This window comes from Actinokineospora sp. HUAS TT18, from assembly GCF_051364635.1.
Lineage (GTDB): Bacteria > Actinomycetota > Actinomycetes > Mycobacteriales > Pseudonocardiaceae > Actinokineospora.
The window spans coordinates 953169-973238 of record NZ_CP195645.1 but is presented as its reverse complement, the minus strand read 5'-3'; the positions used below and the strand labels follow the sequence as shown (position 1 = coordinate 973238).

The window sequence follows — 20070 nt, the reverse complement described above, 5'->3', positions numbered from 1 at the left end:
CCCACTGGTCAGCTCCCGGTCCGCCGCGGCCCGTTCAGCGCCGCGTGCACGAAGTCCACCAGCGTGCCGACCCGCAGCCCGATGACGTCGTCGATGTCGAGGTCGGCGAGGAACGCGGCGAGGTTGACCGTCTCGCCGTACTGGTCGGTCATCATCGAGCCGACCGTCACCAGGTCGATGCTCTCCAGGCCGAGCTCGTCGTGGAACGTGGTATCCATGGTGATCTCGACGTCGTCCAGGCCGTACTGGTCGAGCACCCGGTAGAGCATCGACCGGATGTCGTCGAGCACGGCTTCCACGGTGGGACCGGTGGTGGTCGTCATGCGGTTTCCTCCTTGTGCGGTGCGGTCCACGCCACGACGTAGTGCCGTGTGGGGAGACCGGCAGGGTTGGCCACCAGCTCGGTGCGCACTCCCGGACAGCTCTCGGTGAGGTCCAGCCCGCCGCCGTCGTTCTCCGCCGCGGCGGCGGGCTGGGGTTCAGGGGTGTGCCAGAAGCGCGCGAGGCGCTCGCGGGCCGCCTCGACGTCGGCGTCGTCGAGCGCGGCCACGGCGATGCGGCCACCGACGACGGCGACGCCGAGCTCGTGGCTGCTGTCGACCGAGACCAGCAGGTCCGGGATCAGCAGACCCGCGACGCCGGTCACCGTGCAGCGGCCGGAGCCGTCGTCGCGCACGCGCAGCTCGGCGGGGAACAGCGGCCCGTAGCCGGAGTCCCACAGGTGCCCGCGCACGGCGTCCTTGGCGACCACCCGGCGCAGCAGCCAGCGGCGCCGGTCGGTCGGCGCGCACGCGGCGTACTCGTCGCGTTCGGCCGAGCCGAGGTATTTGCGCAGGTAGAACTCACGGGAGGCGAGGCCGGGCCAGCGTTCGGCCGCGGTCCACCAGCCGCCTTCGGCGCGCTGGGACAGCGTGCTGGTCTCGGGGAAGCGGTGCACGGCGCCGATCGCGGCGTCGCTGTCGAACCGGGTGTCGGCCCAGCCGGTGATCGACACCACGACGGTGCCGCCCACCCGGACCTGCGCGTCGGCGCGGACCACGGCGTCGTCGAGGTCGGTGATCCGCACCGCGCAGTCCACTGTGGAGCCCGGGGCGGGCGGGGCGGCGTGGAAGCGGAGCCGGTCGATGGAGATGGGGAACGCGATCCACCGGTCGGGGTGGTTGTTCACCAGCCAGTGGCCCAGGACTTGGCCGACGTTGTCGAGCAGCGCGCCCGGGGCGGTCGGCACGGTGATCTGGGCGCGGATCTCCTCGGCGGACACGCCGTGGGTGCGCGTCATGCCCTGGTAGGTCGGGCCGTGGAACATCCAGCGCTGGGCGTAGAGGTCCCGGGCACTCAGCTTGGGCGGCTGCTCGCCTGCCGGGATCGGCCACGGCGACGGCGCCTGCGGGTAGCGGGCGCCGAGGACGACCGTGCCGCTCGCGTAGTCGCCGAGCTCGACGGTGACGCGGTCGGCGTCGAGCGGCCGCACCCGCACCGGCACCTCGACAGCCGGGGCGGCGTCGAGCCAGCGGCGCAGCTTGACGTCGTCCAGCCCGAGGACCACCCGGCCTGGCGCGGCGGCCTGGGCGGCGTCGATGAGGTGCTGCACGACGGTCGTGGCGGGCACGACGGGCCTGCGGTCGTCCTCGTCGGGCCAGCCGTCACGCTGCCAGGCGAAGCAGTGGTCGACCAGGTACGGCATGTCCGCTGTGGACACTCGCAGCGTGCGGTCGAGGGCGGCGGGCGGCGGGTCGGCGGCGGCGGCGAGGACGGCTTCGACGGCCGCGGCGGTCTCGTCCATGAGGGTCGCCAGCTCGCGCACGGCCGGGAACCGGTCGGCCCAGTCGGCGAACCGAGGGGCAGGAGCGGGGATCGGGGTGAGCGCGGTGAAGTCCGGGTCGCCGCCCTCGGCCCACAGCGCGGTCGCCACGCGCCGGAGCTGGTCGACGCCGGGTCGCTGCGCGGTGTTGGCGACCACGGTCAGGTGGTCGGCGTCGCGGAGGGTGTCGTCGATGAGGGAGCCGAGCTGGCCGGGGCCTGCCTGGACGAACGCGCGGACGCCCGAGTCGTAGAGTGCCTGGATCGTGGCGCGGAACCGGACCGGTTCGACAAGGTGCCGCACGCACAGCGCGCGCACGGCGGCCGGGTCGGCGGGGAACGGGCGGGCCGTGGTGGCCGACCACACCGGGATCGCCGCGGCGTGCATCCGCAGGCTCGGCACGCCCTGCTCGAACTCGCCGAGGTAGGGCGCCAGCATCGGGGTGTGGAAGCCCGAGCGGAACGGCAGCACCTGGCAGATCACCGCGGCCTGGCGCATCCGGGCGACCAGGTCCTCGATCTGCTCCCCCGGCCCGCACACCACGGTCTGGTTGGTGGAGTTCTCGTGCGACACGACCAGGTCCGGGCGGTCGGCGATGGCTTCGGCGACCCGCTCGGCGGTGGTGCCGAGGACGGCGAACTCGACGCCGGGCACGCGCAGCGCGTCGAGATCGGTGCGGGCGAGCATGGCGTCGAAGTCGGCGCCGGTCACCACCCCGCCCGCGATCATGGCCGTCCACTCGCCGACGCTGTGCCCGGCGAGCGCGGCCGGGGTGATCCGCAGCCTGCGCAGCGCGGTGTCGATGAGCCTGCCGACGGCGAGGACGGCCATGCCGTGCCTGCCGACCGAGTGCGTGGACAAATCGGGCACGGGCTGGCCGAGCAGTTCGGCGACGTCATCCACGCGGGGCGCGAAGTCCGCTTCCAGGCCGGGGAAGACGAACGCCGTGGTTCCGGTGCGCAGCAGCGGGTTCGGGCTGAACCACACGTCGTCGCGGCCCCGCAGCGCGCGACCGCGGGCGACAACCTTGCGGGCCAACGCGAGCCTGCGCGGCGTCGGGTCGACGATGCCCAGCCGCGCGCCTGCCGCGGTGTCGGAGGGCAGGGCCAGGACGTCGTTGTCCGGCCGGTCGAGCAGGGCGCCGAGTTCGGCGGGGCTCGACGCGGCGAGCAGCAGCACCCGTTCCGGTTCGACCACGACGGGCCGGAGGTCGAGATCGGTCATCGGGCTCACCACTCCGATGCCGTGTAGACCACGGCGCGTCGGGCCGGGTCGCCCCAGGCCAGTTCCCGCAGCAGGCACGCCACGCCGTCGGCCGGGTCCAGCAGCGCCACGCCGCGCTGGGCGTAGGCGCGGCCCAGTTCGGCGCTGACCATGCCGCCGTGCGTCCCGATCGGCGCCCACGGTCCCCAGTGGACGGTCAGGGCGCGGCAGCCGGTGCGGTCGGACCAGTCGGCGGCGTGCTGCGCCATGGCGTCGTTCGCCGCGGCGTAGTCGGCCTGGCCGCGGTTGCCGAGCGCGGCGGCGATGCTGCCGAAGCACACGACGAACCGGGGCTCGATGGCCAGCTCGGTGAGCACGTCGAGCAGCGCGAGAGCGCCGTCGACCTTGGTGCCGTAGACGCGGTCGAACGAAGCCGGGTCCTTGTCTGCGACCAGGCGGTCCTCGATCACCCCGGCGGCGTAGACCACGCCGTCGAGCCGTCCGTGCTCGGCGTGCACCTGCTTGACGAGTTGGCGCACCGCGGCGCCGTCGCGCACGTCGACCGAGTGGTACTCCGCCGACCCGCCCGCCTCGCGGATCTCCCGCAGCGTGGCGGCGACCTCGCGCTGGGCCAGGATCTCCCGCGCGTCCCGCTCGACCGCGGCGATGTCACGGCCGCCGAGCCCGGCCAGCGCGGCGCGGACCCCGGCGAGGTCCGTCGCGGCGGCGACGGCACTGTGCTCGGGTGCCGCGGCGAGGACGGTCCGGCCCGCGAGTTCGATCCGGCAGCCCGCGGCCCGCGCCAAGCCGACCGCGACCTGCGCGGTGATCCCGCGCGCGCCGCCGACCAGCAGGACCACGGACTCCCGGTCCAGCCCGATCGCGGCGGCCTCGGCCGCGCCGATCCCACCCGGACCGGCGCCCGCCGTGGCCAAGGCGCCGAGCCGCTCGGGAACCATCCGCACGATCCGGCGGGCGGCATCGCGCACGACCACCGGTTCCTCGGCCGCGGTCTGCATTTCCTCGACGACGGCCGCGGCGATGTCGACTGGGGGCAGGTCGGGGGCGATCTCGACGACCCGGGCGAGCACGTCGGGGTACTCGCGGTCCAGCGACCGGAACAGCCCGCGCAGACCGGGGGCCTGCCCGACAGCCAGCAGCCATCGGGGCCTGCGGGCGAGCACGGACTTCAGCAGCGGGAACGCGCCGGGCAGCACCGGTTCGTCGTCGCTGAGGGCGTGCAGCGAGATCAGGCCGTCGACCCGGTCGACCTCAGGGTCCAGTTCCGGCTTTCCTTGGAAGGTGAACGCCATCGCGCCGCGCGCCGAGAGCTGGTCGGCCAGTTCGTCTGCCAGCTCGGGGTCGCCGCCCGCGATGAGGATGTGGGTGCCGACGAACGCGGTGATCTCCTCCATCGGCCGCGCGTCGGAGGCGACGAGGTCCAACACGAACCGCTGCGCTGGAGACCCGACGATCTCCGCCTCGACGAGCGCGGGCGCCGGGGTGGCGGGCTCGCCACCGAGTGCCTGCGCCATCGCGGCGGCGGTGCGGGCCTTGACCAGCGCGTCGACCGAACCGGAACCGAAGCGCGCGGCGATCTCGCCCGCGATCTCGGTGCGCTTGATCGAGTCCACACTCAAGTCCGCTTCGAGGTCCAACGCGGGGTCGATCATGTCCACCGGGTAACCCGTGCGGGCCGCGATCACCTCGATGACGACCGTCAGCGGCTCACTCGCGGCGGGCTTGGGCTTGCCACCGAGTGCCTCCGCCATCGCGGCGGCGGTCCGGGCCTTGACCAGCGCGTCCACCGAACCGGAACCGAACCGTGCGGCCACCTCGCCCGCGATCTCGGTGCGCTTGATCGAGTCCACACTCAGATCCGCTTCCAGATCCAGAGCCGGATCGATCATGTCCACCGGATAGCCCGTGCGGGCCGCGATCACCTCGACCACCGTGGTCAGCGCGTCCGACACGACCGGCTCGACCACCGCCGGGGCGATGACCACTGGGCGAGCGGGCTCGGCCACGGACACCGGGGCTGCGCCGAGGTAGCCGAGGACGACGTCGCGCTGGGCGGCGATCAGCTCGCGGCTCGTGCGCAGGAAATCGGTGATCACCTCGTCGCGGTTGGTCGCGACCGTGCCGAGGGTGATCTTGCGCGCCGGGGCCAAGCCCACGAACGCGCCGTCCACTGTGCGCACGAACGCGCCGTCGACCGTCCACCCCGGACGCTTCGGCGGGGTCATGCCGGTGACGTCACGGGCATCGCGTCCCGCGAACAGCCACCCGGTCCGCAGTTCGATCCCGGTGACCGCCAGCCGGGCCACCGCGTCGAGCAGGCCAACAAGGCCGTCGCCGTCGCAGGTGATCACGGTGTGCGGGCGGTCGCCGAGGATCCGGCCGACCAGGCCGCTGAGCACCCGACCCGGACCGGCCTCGACGAACACCCGCGCGCCGTCGGCGTACATCGCCTCGATCTGCTCGGCGAACCGAACCGGCGAGCCGATCTGCGCCGACAGCTCCGCGCGCACGTCCCCGCCATAGACCGACGCGGTCCGGTTCGACCACACCGGCAGTTCCGGCGCGCCGATCCGCTCGTCCGCCAGGGCATCGGCGAACAGCTCCCCCGCGTGCGCGACCACGGGGCTGTGGAACGCGCACGCCACGGGGATGCGCTGGGCGGACAGGCCCGCGTCCCGCAGCGCGGCGAGGGCCTGGTCGACCGCGGGGGTGGCACCGGAGATGACGACCTGCTGGGGCGCGTTGTCGTTGGCCACGACCACGGTCCCGGTGAGTCCGGCCGCGTCGAGCACGGCGGCGGTCGCCGCGCGCCCGGCCGACACCGCGGCCATGGTGCCGGGGTCGTCGCCCGCCGCGTCGAGGATGGCCTCGGCGCGGGCGGCGCTGAGCCGCAGCAGGGTGGCCGCGTCCATCGCGCCCGCGGCGGTGAGGGCGACGAGTTCGCCGTAGCTGTGCCCGGCGAGCAGGTCAGGGGTGACGCCGAGCCGGTCGAGCACGTGGTGCACGGCGAGTCCGGCCAAGCCGAGCGCAGGCTGTGCGGCGCGGGTGTCACGCAGCCGGTCGGCGTGCGCGGACTCGGCGCCGAACGCCGACGGCGGGAAGATCACCGACGTGTCCGCCTCGACCTGCCGCGCGAGCCTGCCCAGGTCCGGGAACGCCACGAACAGCTCGGCCAGCATCCCCGGCCGCTGGCTGCCCTGCCCCGGGAACAGCATCGCGAGCTTCCCGGATGGCTGTTCATCGGCGAGGTAGACCCCGGTGCCACCGTCGACAGCGGCACGCAGCCGCGTCTCCAGTTCCGCCAGATCCCTTGCCACGAAGGCGATCCGGATAGGCGCGGGGTCACGGTCGGCGCGCTCGGACGCGGTGCGGGCGAGGTCGCGCAAGGTCCACGGGCTGCCGTGCGCGGTGTTCGTGGTGGCCAGGGTCAGCAGCCGCTCGGCCTGCCGCCGCGCGGCGGACAGATCGGTGCCGCGGAACGTGAGCAGCTCGGCGGGCCACTCGTGCCTGCCGTGGCGGACCAGGTCGGCCTGCGGGTGGCCGCGCAGCACGACGTGGAAGTTGGTCCCGCCGAAGCCGAACGCGCTGACCCCGGCGATCCGGCGCAGCGGCGGCGCGGTCCACGGCACCGCCGCCGCGTGGAACACGAACGGGCTGCTGTCGGGGTTCCACGCGGGGTTGGGCTGGGTGACGTGCAGCGTCGGCGGCTTGACCCCGGTGTGCACGGCCAGCGCGGCCTTGATCAGCCCGGCCAGGCCCGCGGCGCACTTGGTGTGCCCGATCTGCGACTTCACCGACCCGAGCACGCACGTGCCCGGCGCGGCCCCGGCGTCGGTGAACACCGCGTCGAGGGTCTGCAGCTCGGTGCGGTCGCCGACGACCGTGCCGGTGCCGTGCGCCTCGACGAGGCCGATGTCCTTGGGCGACACGCGCGCACTCCGGTAGGCGCGTTCGATCGCGCGGCGCTGTCCTTCCGGCCGCGGCGCGGTCAGGCCGAGGGCCTTGCCGTCGCTGCCGCTGCCGACCCCGCGGATGACGGCATACACCCGGTCGCCGTCACGTTCGGCGTCGGCCAGCCGCTTGAGGACGACACAGGCGACGCCCTCGCCGAGCGCGATCCCGTCGGCCGACGCGTCGAACGTGCGGCAGCGGCCGGTGGCCGACAGCGCGCCGACCGAGCTGAACAGCAGGTAGTCGTCGACCGCGTTGTGCAGGTCCGCCCCGCCGCACAACACGACGTCGCTGGTGCCCGCCACGAGTTCCTTGCACGCGATGTCGACCGCGGCCAGCGACGACGCGCACGCCGCGTCCACGGTGTAGTTGGCGCCGCCCAGGTCGAGGCGGTTCGCGATCCGGCCCGCGATGACGTTGGCCAGGCGGCCGGGGAACGTGTCCTCTGACAGCGCGGGCAGCTGCTCGGCGAGGTGCTCGGGCAGCGCGCCGACGTACTCGGGCAGCGCCATCCGCAGCGTGGTGGCGGTGGCGAGGTCGCTGCCCGCCTCGGCGCCGAACACGACACTGGTGCGCTCGCGATCCGGGCCGCCGTCGGGGTAACCGGCGTCCACCAGAGCGCGTCGGGCGGCTTCGAGAGCGAGCAGTTGCACTGGCTCGATCGCGGAGAGCGTGGCGGGCGGGATGCCGTAGCTCAGCGGGTCGAACGGGATCTCCGGCAGGAAGCCGCCCCACTTCGACGGGGTGCGGTCCGGCCCGCTGTCCGGGTCGAAGTACGTCTCGACGTCCCAGCGGCCCGCGGGCACCTCGGTCACCGCGTCGGTCCCGGAGACCACAGTGGACCAGAACGCGGCCAGCCCGTCGGCGCCGGGGAACATCGCCGACATGCCGACGATCGCCACGTCCAGCGGCGCGGCCACCGGCTCGGGATCCGCCTCGGACCGCAGTTCGGCCACGCGCGCCGACCGCAGCGCCGCCGCGCCCCGGGTGACCTCGTGGTGCAGCGCGGCGATGGTGGTCGCCGCTGACCGCAGCAGCGCGACGTCGCCCGCCATGAACAAGCCCTGGTCGAGCTGCTCGTCCTCGCACACCGACAGCAGTTCGTCGCCTTCGCGGCGCACGCCCTTGCTGGCGATGCGCAGCCTGCCGGTGTTGAGCAGCTCCAGCCGCTCCCACACCTCCCGCTCCGGCACACCCTGGGCCAGCAGCTCCGCGCCCACGGCGTGGAACGTGCCGGTGAACGGGCTGCTCACGCACCGGGTCGCGTGACCGGGCGCGGTCTGCAAAAGCTCGGTGCGCGTCGCGGCGATCACCTGGCGCTGGAACGTGGGCCGCACCGCGCCGCAGCTCACGGCCTCGGCGGTGAACAGGTAGCCGGTGCCCATCAGCACCCCGACCCCGGCGCCGCGCCGGGCCAGCGCGTCGGCGACCCCCGCGACGGCCGCGGCGGACCGCGCGTCGTGGATGCCGCCCGCGAAGAGCAGTTGCAGCTCATCGGCGGGCAGACCGGCCTCGACCGCGTCGAGCAGCACGCCCACCTGGGCCGACCACAGGCTGAAGCTGGTCATCGGGCCGACGTGTCCGCCGCACTCGCTGCCCTCGAACACGAACCGGCGCGCGCCCGCGGCCAGGAACTGGCTGAGCAGGCCCGGCGACGGGACGTGCAGGAACGTGGCGATCCCGACGTCCTCCAGCACGCGCGCCTGGTCCGGGCGGCCGCCCGCGATGAGCGCGGTGGCGGGCCGGATCTCCTTGATGACGTCGAGTTGGGCGGTGCGCAGGTCCTCCGGGGCGAACCCCAGCACGCCGACACCCCACGGCCGGTCGCCGAGCGCGGCCTTGGTCTCGGTCAGCAGTGCCCGCGTCTGTTCCTCAGTGGACAGTGCGAGCGCGAGGAAGGGCAGCGCGCCGTGGCGGGCCACCGCGTCGGCGAAGGCGGGCTGGTCGCTCACCCGCGTCATCGGGCCCTGCGCGATCGGCAGCGTGGTCCCCAAGCCCCGCGCCAGGGTCGCGCCCTCGCCCATCGCGGGCGCACCCGGCGCCAACGCCGCGTCGACCGCACCCAGTACCGCCCGCACGGCGCGTGTCACCGACCCATGGCGCTGTACGAAGGTCTGGGCCAGGAAAGCGTCCTGCCCCGCGATCGGATATCCGTCGAGCTGCGCGGACCCGTCGCCCGCGACCAGCGCCGACCGGATCCCCGCCGGGATGTCGGCCTCCGGCAGCAGCGCCAGCTGCGTGTCGAGCACGACGCCCGCCGCGCCCGCGAGCACCGCGCCCGCCGCCGTGTTCGGCCCGATCCCGCCGCACACCCACACCGGCACCGTCACCAGCGGATCGGCCAACACCTGCTGCAGCAGCACGAACGCGCCGAGGTCGCTGACCCGGCCACCCGCCTCCGCGCCGCGCAGGACAAGCCCGTCGGCACCCAGGTCGACCGCCGCCTGCGCCTCGACCGCGGAGGCGACCTCCACCAGTACAAAGTACTCGCCGGGGATGTCGGCCGGCTGCCACGCCGACTGCCAGCCCAGCACGATCACGCCGAGCTGGTCGACCCGCTCGCCCACCACGTCGAGCACGTCGTCGACGCCCAGGGCGCACCCCGGCGGCACCCGCACGCCGAACCGGCCGGTGACCTGCGCCAGCGCGGCCCGCGCCGCGCGGTCGCCGCGGCCGAGGTCGAGCACCCCGAGCCCGCCCGCGCCGGTGACCGCGGCGCACAGCCGCGCGTCCGCCGCGCCGGGCAGGGTGACCCCGATGACCACACCGGGCCGTTCGATGCTCGCTGACATGGTGTCTCCGCTGGTCGGCCGCGTCATGTCCGGACCCGCGCGCGGGAAGCGGCGCGCTGCGCGGTGACCCACGCCTGCGGGTCGGCAGCCTTGCGCTCGTAGAGGTCCGCGACTTCCGGGTGCGGCAGGATGAGGAACCGGTCCTCGGCGATCCCGAGGACCGCGGCCTCGGCGATGTCCTCCGGTTCGAGGATCGGCGCGTAGTTCGCCACCGCCCGCGCCGCGGTGTGGCCCGCGTCGAGGCCAGTCATGAGCAGCTCGGTCCGCACACCCAGCGGGCACAGCGCGCTCACGTGCACACCGACCGAGCCGTAGGTGAAAGCGAGCCACTCCGCCAAACCGACGGCGGCGTATTTCGTCACCGAATAGGGCGCGTCGCCGGGCAGGCCCAGCAGGCCCGCCGCCGACGCGGTGATCATGAAGTGGCCGGACCGGGCGCGCGCCATCCCCGGCAATACGGCCTGCGCGAGATGCACATGCGCTTGCACGTTGACCGACCACGCCTTGGCCCAGTCCTGCTCTCCCGCGTGGATTCCCATTCCCGTGGCGATACCGGCGTTGGAGCAGACGATGTCCACACCGTCGTGCTCGCGGACGGCCAACTCGATCAGCCCGCGCGCCTCGGTCTTGTCACCCACGTCCACCCGCACGCCGATCGCGGGAATGTCGAGGTCACGCACCTGGGCGGCCACCCGCTGGGCGCCGAGTTCGTCCAAATCGGCGACCACGACCCCGCGGGGCTGTTCCTTGGCCAGGCGCAGCGCCAGCGCCGCCCCGATTCCGCGACCGGCACCGGTGATGACCAGGGATTTGCCGTAGATTTCCACGCGACTCCTCACCGGCGGTCTTTACGGGACTTGGCGGCGGGACTATGAATGTTTCCTCGCCGCCGTCGGTGCGAAGTTAGAATGTGCGTGACACAGGCGTCAACTCCGCCCCGGTGAATTCGTACGCCCGACACCAAGGCCCCGGCCAGTCTTGTACGTTCGTGAGCATCCACGCAGGCACAGGCCGAGAGTTGTCCCCTCGACACCAACCGGGACACACGAAAATATTGGCTTCTGACAACGGTTGTGGCATTTTCCCGCGTTACGCGTTGAGAGCTTGCGCACCCCAATGGAGCAAAGCTAGTTTCCTTAATGGTAGTAGGGCTGTAACAGCACCAACTCCACCGGCAGGCCACCAGCGGCCAGCTTGTTTCTCGCGACAGCTGAGCCCGGCAAGCGCGGTATTCGTATCACCGTTGATACCACGAAAGGATGATTTGTGAATCATCGCAGATTTTCAAAGAAGGTGACCGGCGGCATAGCCGCGGTCACCACTGCTGGTTTGGTAGGTGCGGGCCTCCTCCTCGGTGCTGGCACGAGTTTCGCCGCGGCCTCCCTGGACCTGAACTACTCCTGCACCTTCCCGCTGATCGACGTGCAGCCCGTCCAGGTGCACATCGAAGCCGACATCCCCGACACGATCACCGCGGGCGTGCCGACCGGCCAGTTCAACATCGTGGCCCTCAGCAAGCTCAACGAGGACACCACCACCGGCCTCAAGCTGGTCAAGGTTGCCACGATCGAGGGCTCCGCCATCGCCCGCGCGCACATCACCGCGCCGGGCTTCGACACCGACCTCGACGTGCCCGTCGTCGTGGAGAAGACCGCCGTTCCCACCTCGGGCGGCTTCACCGTCAAGGCGACCGGCAAGACCCCGTCGCTGAAGTTCCCGACCCCCGGGCACATCAAGATCACCGTCGGGGCGCTCGACCTCAACATCACCGCCAAGAAGGCGGACGGCACCCTGGCCAGCATCCCGCCGTCGAACCCGTTCGACGCGCCGTGCACCCAGGACCCGGGTCAGAACAACGTGCTGAAGGAGGGCGAGATCCTGCCGGGTGGTGGCGGCACCACCACGACCACCACCACCACGACGACGACCACCACCAGCACCACGACGACGACCACTTCGCCGCCGCCGAGCAGCACGACCACCACCACGGTGAAGCCGCCGCCGGGCACGGTGAAGTACGGCTACAACCTCAAGGGCAAGTCGAACCTGAAGAACATGACCGGTGACGTTCCGCTGGCAGGCACCATCGACGCGACCTTGACGCTGTCGACCCAGCAGTTCGTCGCCGACCTCAAGCTCAACCCGACGAGCGCGAACCTGACGATCCTGGGCTTCCTGCCCGTGGTCTCCAAGATCGCCTTCGAGAACACGGCCCAGACCACCGGGTCGATCGACAGCCAGGGTGTGCTGAAGTCCAACTCGAAGCTGACCATCGCGCTGCCGCAGGTCAACCTGTTCGGCTTCCCGATCAGCCAGAGCCCTGACTGCAAGACCACCACGCCGTCGGACATCAACCTGTCCTCCGGCACCGAGTTCGACGTCATCGCCGGTGGCAAGCTGACCGGCTCGTACACGATCTCGGCCCTCAAGGGCTGTGGCGCGTTCAACGACTACATCTCCATGTTCGCCGCCTCGGCGGGCAACACCATCAACATGGATCTGCTCCCCAGGTAACACCGTCAGCCGAGGAGCCCCGTCGCACTGGTGCGGCGGGGCTCTTTCGTGTCAGTTCCGCAGGTTCGCCGCCAGGTACACGGTGGGGTCGGCCAGGTCTGGCACCAGGCCGGCGGGCTCAGCCCCACCAGTCGGGTCGCCACGTCGGCGGTGTCGACCGGCGGCAGCCGCAGTCCACCTGGGACGGGGACCACCAGCAGCTTCGCCATCTTCTCGACCATCGTCAGCGTGAGGCTGTGGAACTGGGCGGCCCGCAGCGTCGTCCACGGCACGCCAGACTCGGCGACCGCCCGCCCCGCGTCCAGTTTGGACCGCAGCCAGGCAGGCGGGACGCGGTCCGCGCCGATCACCGAGATGTAGACGAGGGTGCCGCACGCCCGCGGCCTTCGCCGCGCGCACCAGGTTCGCCGTCGCGATGTCGTCACCCTTGGGGCCGCCCGCCAGGTGCGGCACCGTGTCGATCCCGGCGACCGCGGCCTCGATGCCCTCGCCGAACTTCTCGACTCAACGGTCTGACACGCGCGGAGGGAATGTCACCGCAGGCGAGGTGTCCTGCATCATGCACAGCGAAAGGGCCCCGCCGTGATCCGGCGGGGCCCCTCGCGGTTGACCAGTTAGCAGTTGGAGACTGCGGGCGTGCCCGCCACCCGGTCCTTGAGGAAGGTCATCGCGTCGGCGTTGCCCTGGTAGATCCCGGTGATGTGGTCGACGGGGTAGGTCTTCCAGAACAGGTTCACCCCGGCCCGGCAGTACGTCTTGTGCAGCGTGTCCGCCTGCCCCAACGCGACGATGTCGTCGGAGGCGCCGTGGTACTGCATGACCGGCACCTTCACCGGCATCCCGCCGAGCTTGTTCTGCGCCACCGCGGCCAGCAGCGGGTCCTGCACCGGGGTGTCCACAGTGAAGTCCGACAGGCTCTTGCCCTTGTACTTCACCAGCAGTTCCAACGTGCACGACGATTCCTGCAGATCCGCCACCGCGGCCCGGCCTGCGTCGTTGAGGTACGACGCCAGCTTGATCTCCGGGTAGGCGTTGTCCAGGCCGATCAGCGCGTACAGCAGGAACCCGAACCCGCGGCTGCCGTCGAGGCCCAGCGTCACCAGGACGAGGTCACCCGGCACACCGCCCGCGACGACACCGGCCAGGTTGACGTCGGTGCCGTAGGACGGCTGCAGCTGGGCGCCCCACAGCGCGGCGCCGCCGCCCTGGGAGTAGCCGCGGAAGAACACCTTCGACGTCTTCGACAGCTTGTCCAGCTTCTGCCCGGCCCGCACCACGTCGATCACCGCGTGGCCCTCGGAGCGGCCGGTGATGTAGGTGGTCTTCGGGTTCGGGTGGTAGCCGGCGTAGTCGGTCACCGCGACCGCGTAGCCCGCCTTCAGCATGTCCGCGACCGCCGGGCGCTCGTAGAGCGCGCCGATCGAGATCATGTTCGACGGGGTGCAGCGGAACGCGCCGCCGTGCGTGCCGACCGCGAAGCTCACGATCGGCGCCGTCGCCGGGTTCACGTTCTTCGGCACGAGGATCGTGCCGGTGACCGCGTTCGGCCGGTCGTGCTCGTCGGTCGACAGGTACATCACCTGCCACGAGTTGACCGTGTCGCTGAACTGGCCCGACTTCGACACCCGCGACCGGATGATGTCGCCGGGGGCGCCTGCGGGCAGCGGCGACGGCGGGATGTAGAACGCGTCGTCCGCCGGGACGGGCTGGGCGGCCTTCACCGGGGCGACCGGCTGGGCCTGGGCGACCGGGGCGACCGCCGCGACCAGCGCGAGGGCGACCGCGGCCACCTTGGAACGGGAGATTCGAGCGCGCACCGTGTGACCTCCAAGTCTGGTGGGCTGCGTGGACATGGACGGTCAGCCGCGAGCGCGCCTGCGCACGATCAGCAGCACACCGCCGCCGAGGCCGAGCAGGAGCAGGCCGATCGTGAGCGGCACCGCCACCGGGTAGCCGGTGTCGGCCAGACCGGGCGACGGTGTCGGGGTGTAGCCCGCGGGGACGGTGTGGATCGGCGGCACCGTGGTGGTCGTGGTGTCCTGCGGGACCGTCGTGTCCGATGTGGACGGCACGGTGGTGGACTCGGTGGTGGTCGGCACGGTGGTCGTCGGCTGCGTCGTCGACTGGCTCGTGGTGGTCGACACCGTGGTCGTCGTGGTCGGCTGGGTCGACGTCGTGGTCGTGGTCGTCGTCGGGTCAGTCGTCGTGGACGAGGTGGTGGTGGTCGGGTCGGTCGTCGTGCTCGACGTGGTGGTCGGGTCCGAGGTGGTGGTAGTCGGGTCCGTGGTCGACGGCTCGGTGGTGGTCGTCGTCGGGCCCGTCGTCGTTGTCGTCGGATCCGTCGTGGTCGTCGGATCGGTCGTCGTGCTGGTCGGATCCGTGGTCGACGGCTCAGTGGTGGTCGTCGTCGGGTCCGTGGTGGTGGTCGGGTCCGTTGTCGTGGTGGTGGGATCCGTCGTCGTGGTCGTTGTGGTGGTGGTCGTCGTGGTGGTCGTGGTCGTCGTCGTGCTGGTCGGGTCCTTCGGAAGGATCTGGCCTTCCTTCAGCACGTTGTTCTGACCCGGGTCCTGCGCGCACGGCGCGTCGAACGGGTTCGACGGCGGGATGCTCGCCAGCGAGCCATCCGCCTTGCGCGCGGTGATCTTCAGTTCCAGGTCGAGGACGGTGATCTTGATGGGACCGGCCGTGGGGAAGGTCAGCGACGGCGTCTTCCCAGTCGCCTTGACGGTGAAGCCACCGGACGCGGGGACCGAGGTCTTCTCCACGGTCACCGGCACGTCGAGGTCGGTGTCGAAGCCCGGCGCGCTGATGTGCGCGTGCGAGATCGCCGAGCCCTCGATCGTGGCGACCTTGACCAGCTTCAACCCGGTCGTGGTGTCCTCGTTGAGCGTGCTGAGCGCCTCGATGTTGAACGCGCCGGTCGGCACCCCCACCTGGATGGTGTCCGGGATGTCGGCGTTGATGTGCACCTTCACCGGCTGCACATCGATCAGCGGGAACGTGCAGGAGTAGTTCAGGTCCAGGGTGGCCGCCGCGGCGCTCGTGCCCGCCGTCAGCACCATGCCCGCCGCGACCGCGCCCGCGGTGACCAGCGCGGCGATCCCCGCCGCCACGGTCTTCTTCTTCGTCGACGTCATCTGTGTTCTCACCCTTGTCAGCGCGCGGTCAGGTTCAGGTCGAGCTTGTTGCCGTCGGCGGCGGCGAAGCCGGAGATGTAGTCGTTGAACGCGCCGCAGCCCTTCAGGGGGGCGATCGCGTAGGCGCCGGTCAGCTTGCCGCCGTTGATCACGTCGAAGTCGGCGGCCGACGCGAGGTTGATGTCCGACGGTGTCGTCGTCTTGCAGTCGGGGCTCTGGCTGATCGGGAAGCCGAACAGGCTCACCTGCGGCAGCGCGATCGTCAGCTTCGAGTTGGACTTCAGCGCGCCCTGGGCGTCGATGGATCCCGTTGTCTGCCCGACGTTCTCGAACGCGACCTTGGTGACCACCGGCAGGAAGCCGAGGATCGTCAGGTTGGCCGTGGTCGGGTTGAGCTTGAGGTCGGCGACGAACTGCTTGGTGGACAGCGTGAGCGTGGCGTCGATCGTCCCGGAGATCGGCACGTCACCGGCGAGGTTCTTCAGCTTCGAGGTGCCCTTGATGTTGTAGGCGTACTTCACCCCGGTGGGCGGCGGCGTGGTCGTCGACGATGGCGGCGCGCCGACGTCGAAGCTGAGCAGCTCGGCGTTCTGACCGGGGTCGAGGGTGCAGGGCGAGATGATGTCGCCGATGCCGGTGAAGCTGCCGTCGGCCTTCTTCGGGATCACGAACGCGGTGTAGTCCTTCATCGTCACCGACACGTGGCCCTCGTCGGGGGCGAACTCGGGGACGGTGCCGGTGACGGCCATGTCGAAGGCGGTGCCGTCGGGGATCGCGGTCTTGGCGACCGTCAGCCCCTTGAGCTTGATCGGCAGGGTGCCCGCGCTGGTCACCACGCTCACCGCGGCGTCGGCGGTGCCCTCCAGGGTGGTCGCGCCGACCTCGCGCAGGCCGACCGTCGAGGTCGACGGCACGGTGGCGGTGGTCTTGAAGTCGGTGGTCTTGACCGGGTCGCCGGGTGCGGCGGGCAGGGTGAAGGTGGCCTGGATCCTGGTCTTGAGCACCTGCAGGCCGATCAGCGGGAAGGGGCAGGTGAAGGTGAGCGTCTTGTCGACGCGCACCTGCTCGGCCGCGGCGCCCGTGCCCGTCCCGGCGGCCATGCCCACGGCGACCACTGCGCCGACGAGCAGCCCGGCCATGGCCTTCGTGGCTGTCATCCGAATCCTCATAGATCCTCTTCCGCTGCTGGCTGAGGTCGCCAGGTGGTTGCTGGGGGTGAAACGACGCGCTCGCTCCGGTACGGAGGCCGCACCGGAGCGAGCGTCGGATCAGCGATCACGCACCGGATGTCACTTCTTGGTGAGCGTGATCTCGAGGGTGTTGCCCGGTCCCGCGGCCAGGGAGTTGATGACCGAGGTGAACGGCCCGCAGTTGGAGAACGGCGGGATGGCGTAGGTGCCGCTGAGCTTGCCGCCCGCGACCGGGGTGAAGCCCGGCGCCGACGTCAGGTCGATCGAGGTCGCCGACTTGCAGCTCGGCGAGCCAGCGATCGGCAGCCCGAAGACCCGCACGTCGGTCAGCACGATGCCGACCTTCGCGGTGGCCGTGACCGCACCGTTCGCCGCGATGGTGCCCGTGACCTGGCCGTCGGGGACGATCTTGACGGTGGCGGTGGCGGGCAGGAACCCGAACAGCGCGAAGTTGACCTTCGTGCCCGGCAGGATCAGATCACCGGCGAAGGTGCCCTTGGTGAGGTCGGCCTTGGCGTCGAACGTGCCGGGGCCGAGCTTCGCCGTGGCGTGCAGCTTCTTGATGAACGTCTTGCCGTTGACCTTGTACGACACCGTGATCACGTCGCCGGGCGGCGTGGTCGTGGTGGTCGTGGGTTCCGTGGTGGTCGTGGTCGTCGTCGGAACCGTGGTCGTTGTCGTGGGTTCGGTGGTGGTGGTCGTCGGTTCCGTCGTGGTGGTCGTCGGTTCCGTCGTTGTCGTCGTCGTGGGTTCCGTGGTCGTCGTGGTCGGTTCCGTGGTGGTGGTCGTCGGCTCAGTCGTCGTCGTGGTCGGTTCCGTCGTGGTGGTCGTCGGTTCCGTCGTTGTCGTCGTCGGCTCAGTCGTCGTGGTCGTGGGCTCGGTCGTGGTGGTGGTCGGTTCCGTGGTCGTTGTCGTCGGTTCCGTGGTGGTGGTCGTCGGCTCAGTCGTCGTCGTGGTCGGTTCCGTCGTGGTGGTCGTCGGTTCCGTCGTTGTCGTCGTCGGCTCAGTCGTCGTGGTCGTCGGCTCAGTCGTGGTGGTGGTCGTCGTCGTGGTGGTCGGGTCCTTCGGAAGGATCTGGCCTTCCTTCAGCACGTTGTTCTGACCCGGGTCCTGCGTGCAGGGCGCGTCGAACGGGTTCGACGGCGGGATGCTCGCCAGCGAGCCATCCGCCTTGCGCGCGGTGATCTTCAGTTCCAGGTCGTGCACGGTGATCTTGATGGGACCGGCAGTCGGGAACGTCAGTGACGGCGTCTGGCCGACCGCGCGCACGGTGAAACCACCGGAGGCGGGGACGGCCGTCTTCTCCACGGTGACGGGGACTTCAAGGTCGGTGTCGAACCCGGGCGCGCTGATGTGCGCGTGCGAGATCGCGGACCCCTCGATCGTGGCGACCTTGACCAGCTTGAGGCCGGTCGTGGTGTCCTCGTTGAGCGTGCTGAGTGCCTCGATGTTGAATTTCCCGGTCGGCACCCCCACCTGGATGGTGTCCGGGATGTCGGCGTTGATGTGCACCTTGACGGGCTGCACATCGATCAGCGGGAATGTGCACGAGTAGTTCAGGTCGAGCGTGGCCGCGGTCGCCCCGCCGCTCGCGGTGACCAGCAGCGTCGTCGTCGCGACGCCGACGATCGTGGCGCCCGCGAGCGCGGCGGCCAGGCGTCGTGGCCTTGCTCTACGGTGTGTCATTTTGTCTCCAACCGCACAAAAACGGGACCGGCAAATAGCAGAAACACACAGAAATGAGCCATGTTCGACAATTGTCGGAAATGACCCGGCTATCCGGAAGCAACGTACCCGCCGGTAGTTCAGCCCCGCAATACCCCAGTTTCACCCCACTGGACCACTATTGTCACAGCAAATAACAAACGGCGACCGACAATTGGTAGTGCCGGACAATACGCAGCTCAGCACCATAGTTGTCACCCCGGAACAGTCGCACCGACCAAGATTGTCCGTCCGCGACAAACCGCCGTAGGAATACTCGGGGTTGATTGACACCGACCGCACCCGATTTTATCGTCAGCCGAGCAAAACCCGGCGAAACCGGCATTGTCGAGCACCCGAGGCAGGTCATGACCGAACAGCACGGCAGAAGTCCCAGAGCCGACCTCACCGCGACCGCGATGCGCAAACTGGCGCCGGTGGAACTCACCGACAGCGCGGCCCGCGACCGGCGCAAGACCGACGCCGCGCTGAAGCTGTGGCGCACCATCCCACCGGAGCTGGCGAGCAAGCTGATCCCGATGACGCCGCAGCTGGTGATGTCGGCGGTGCAGGAGATCCAGCGTTCCGTACCGGAGTACGCCAAGCCGCTGCAGGGAAAATTCCGCGAGGTGCTGGTCGGCGCGGTCGACATGGCCGTGGTCAAGTGCTTCGAGAACATCTGCGACCCCAACGCTCCGCAGACCGACTGGGACGCCGCCTTCCGCTACGCCGGGCGCGTCGAGTTCCTCGAAGGCCGCACGCTCGACGCCCTGCAGACCGCCGTCCGCGTCGGCGCCCGCGTGGTCTGGCGCCAGCTGAGCGCGGCGGGCCGGTCGATCGGCCTGCCCCACGACGCCCTGTTCAACCTGGCCGACGCGATCTTCGCGTGGGTCGACGAGTTGTGCAGCGCCGCGATCGTCGGCTACACCACCGCCCAGGCCCGCTCCAGCGGCGCACTCGAACGCCGCCGCAGGCAGCTGCTCAAGCTGATCCTCGCCGACCCGCCCGCCACCCGCCAGTCCATTATGGACCTCGCGGGGGCGACGGACTGGGAGCTGCCCGCCCGGGTGTCGGTGATCGCCCTGGAGTACCGGGAGGACCAACACCGGCTGCCCGCCAGCGCGCTCGGCCCAGAGGTGCTCATCGACCTGGAGAGCACCGAGCCCTGCCTGGTCGTTGCCGACGCGTCGCGCCACCTCACGGCGCTGGAACGCGAACTCCGCGGCCGCCGCGCCGCCATCGGCCCGGCCGTGCCGCTCACCGACGCGGTGCTGTCCCTGCGCTGCGCGCGCAAGGCGATGACCCTGGTCCAGCGCGGCGTGCTGCCCGACCAGCCCATCACCCAGTGCGTGGAGAACCTGTCGACGCTGGCCCTGATGTCCGACGAGTTCCTGGTCTCCCACCTCACCGGCCGGGTGCTGCTGCCGTTCGCCAATCTGACGGCGAAACAGCGTGACCGCCTGGAAAGCACCCTGCTGGCCTGGCTGGAGACGCGCGGCGGCATCAACGAGATCGCCACCAGACTCGACGTCCACCCCCAGACGGTCCGCTACCGCATGCACCAGTTGGAGACGCTGCTGGGCGAGCACCTGTCGGACCCGGAGGAACGCCTCACCATGGAGATCGCCCTGCGCTACCGCCGTCTCATCGGCGTGGGCGGCCAAGCGGTGGCCGAGGCGGAGGACGACGAACTCTTGGAGAACGCTATGTGAGACCCCGGACCGAGCACGTCCGGCTCGGCACTCTGCTCACCCGCG

11 protein-coding genes are annotated in these 20070 nt (G+C 71.0%); 2 read left to right on the top strand and 9 right to left on the bottom strand.

Annotated features, from left to right (window positions below; genetic code table 11):
• Positions 1–8: 8 nt before the first annotated feature.
• The 4 genes from ACSHT8_RS04265 to ACSHT8_RS04250 are packed head-to-tail and all read right to left on the bottom strand — an operon-like array spanning position 9 to position 10595.
• Positions 9–323 carry an acyl carrier protein gene (locus ACSHT8_RS04265; RefSeq protein ID WP_436497870.1) on the bottom strand — a complete coding sequence of 105 codons (315 nt, stop codon included), beginning with the start codon at positions 321–323 and terminating at the stop codon, positions 9–11.
• Positions 320–3025, bottom strand: coding sequence for an acyltransferase domain-containing protein (locus tag ACSHT8_RS04260; RefSeq protein WP_436497868.1), 2706 nt, complete (start codon positions 3023–3025; stop codon positions 320–322). Before ACSHT8_RS04260 ends, ACSHT8_RS04265 begins: the two co-directional genes overlap by 4 nt.
• 5 nt (positions 3026–3030) lie before the next feature.
• A complete protein-coding gene (locus ACSHT8_RS04255; protein WP_436497866.1) occupies positions 3031–9768 on the bottom strand; it encodes an SDR family oxidoreductase in 6738 nt (2245 codons plus the stop codon).
• 23 nt (positions 9769–9791) lie between these two features.
• Positions 9792–10595, bottom strand: a complete 804-nt coding sequence (locus tag ACSHT8_RS04250) for an SDR family oxidoreductase (protein WP_436497864.1) — start codon at positions 10593–10595, stop codon at positions 9792–9794.
• 466 nt (positions 10596–11061) lie between these two features.
• Between ACSHT8_RS04250 and ACSHT8_RS04245 the strand changes: the two genes are divergently transcribed.
• Positions 11062–12282, top strand: a complete 1221-nt coding sequence (locus tag ACSHT8_RS04245; protein ID WP_436497862.1) for a DUF6801 domain-containing protein — start codon at positions 11062–11064, stop codon at positions 12280–12282.
• A gap of 5 nt (positions 12283–12287) precedes the next feature.
• Here ACSHT8_RS04245 and ACSHT8_RS04240 read toward each other — a convergent pair whose 3' ends face one another.
• The 5 genes from ACSHT8_RS04240 to ACSHT8_RS04220 form a co-directional block, all read right to left on the bottom strand.
• On the bottom strand, positions 12288–12632 hold the full coding sequence (locus ACSHT8_RS04240) for an SDR family oxidoreductase (protein ID WP_436497860.1): 345 nt from the start codon (positions 12630–12632) through the stop codon (positions 12288–12290).
• Between the two features lie 264 nt (positions 12633–12896).
• Positions 12897–14099 carry a lipase family protein gene (locus ACSHT8_RS04235; protein WP_436497858.1) on the bottom strand — a complete coding sequence of 401 codons (1203 nt, stop codon included), beginning with the start codon at positions 14097–14099 and terminating at the stop codon, positions 12897–12899.
• Between the two features lie 42 nt (positions 14100–14141).
• Entirely contained in the window at positions 14142–15419 is a 1278-nt protein-coding gene (locus ACSHT8_RS04230) for a DUF6801 domain-containing protein (protein WP_436497856.1), read from the bottom strand.
• A gap of 17 nt (positions 15420–15436) precedes the next feature.
• The gene (locus ACSHT8_RS04225; RefSeq protein ID WP_436497854.1) at positions 15437–16576 is read right to left on the bottom strand and encodes a DUF6801 domain-containing protein; all 1140 of its coding nucleotides are present in this window, start codon (positions 16574–16576) and stop codon (positions 15437–15439) included.
• 132 nt (positions 16577–16708) lie between these two features.
• Positions 16709–18295 carry a DUF6801 domain-containing protein gene (locus ACSHT8_RS04220; protein ID WP_436497852.1) on the bottom strand — a complete coding sequence of 529 codons (1587 nt, stop codon included), beginning with the start codon at positions 18293–18295 and terminating at the stop codon, positions 16709–16711.
• Positions 18296–18681: 386 nt separating this feature from the next.
• Between ACSHT8_RS04220 and ACSHT8_RS04215 the strand changes: the two genes are divergently transcribed.
• The gene (locus tag ACSHT8_RS04215; RefSeq protein WP_436497850.1) at positions 18682–20025 is read left to right on the top strand and encodes a PucR family transcriptional regulator; all 1344 of its coding nucleotides are present in this window, start codon (positions 18682–18684) and stop codon (positions 20023–20025) included.
• Positions 20026–20070: the final 45 nt, after the last annotated feature.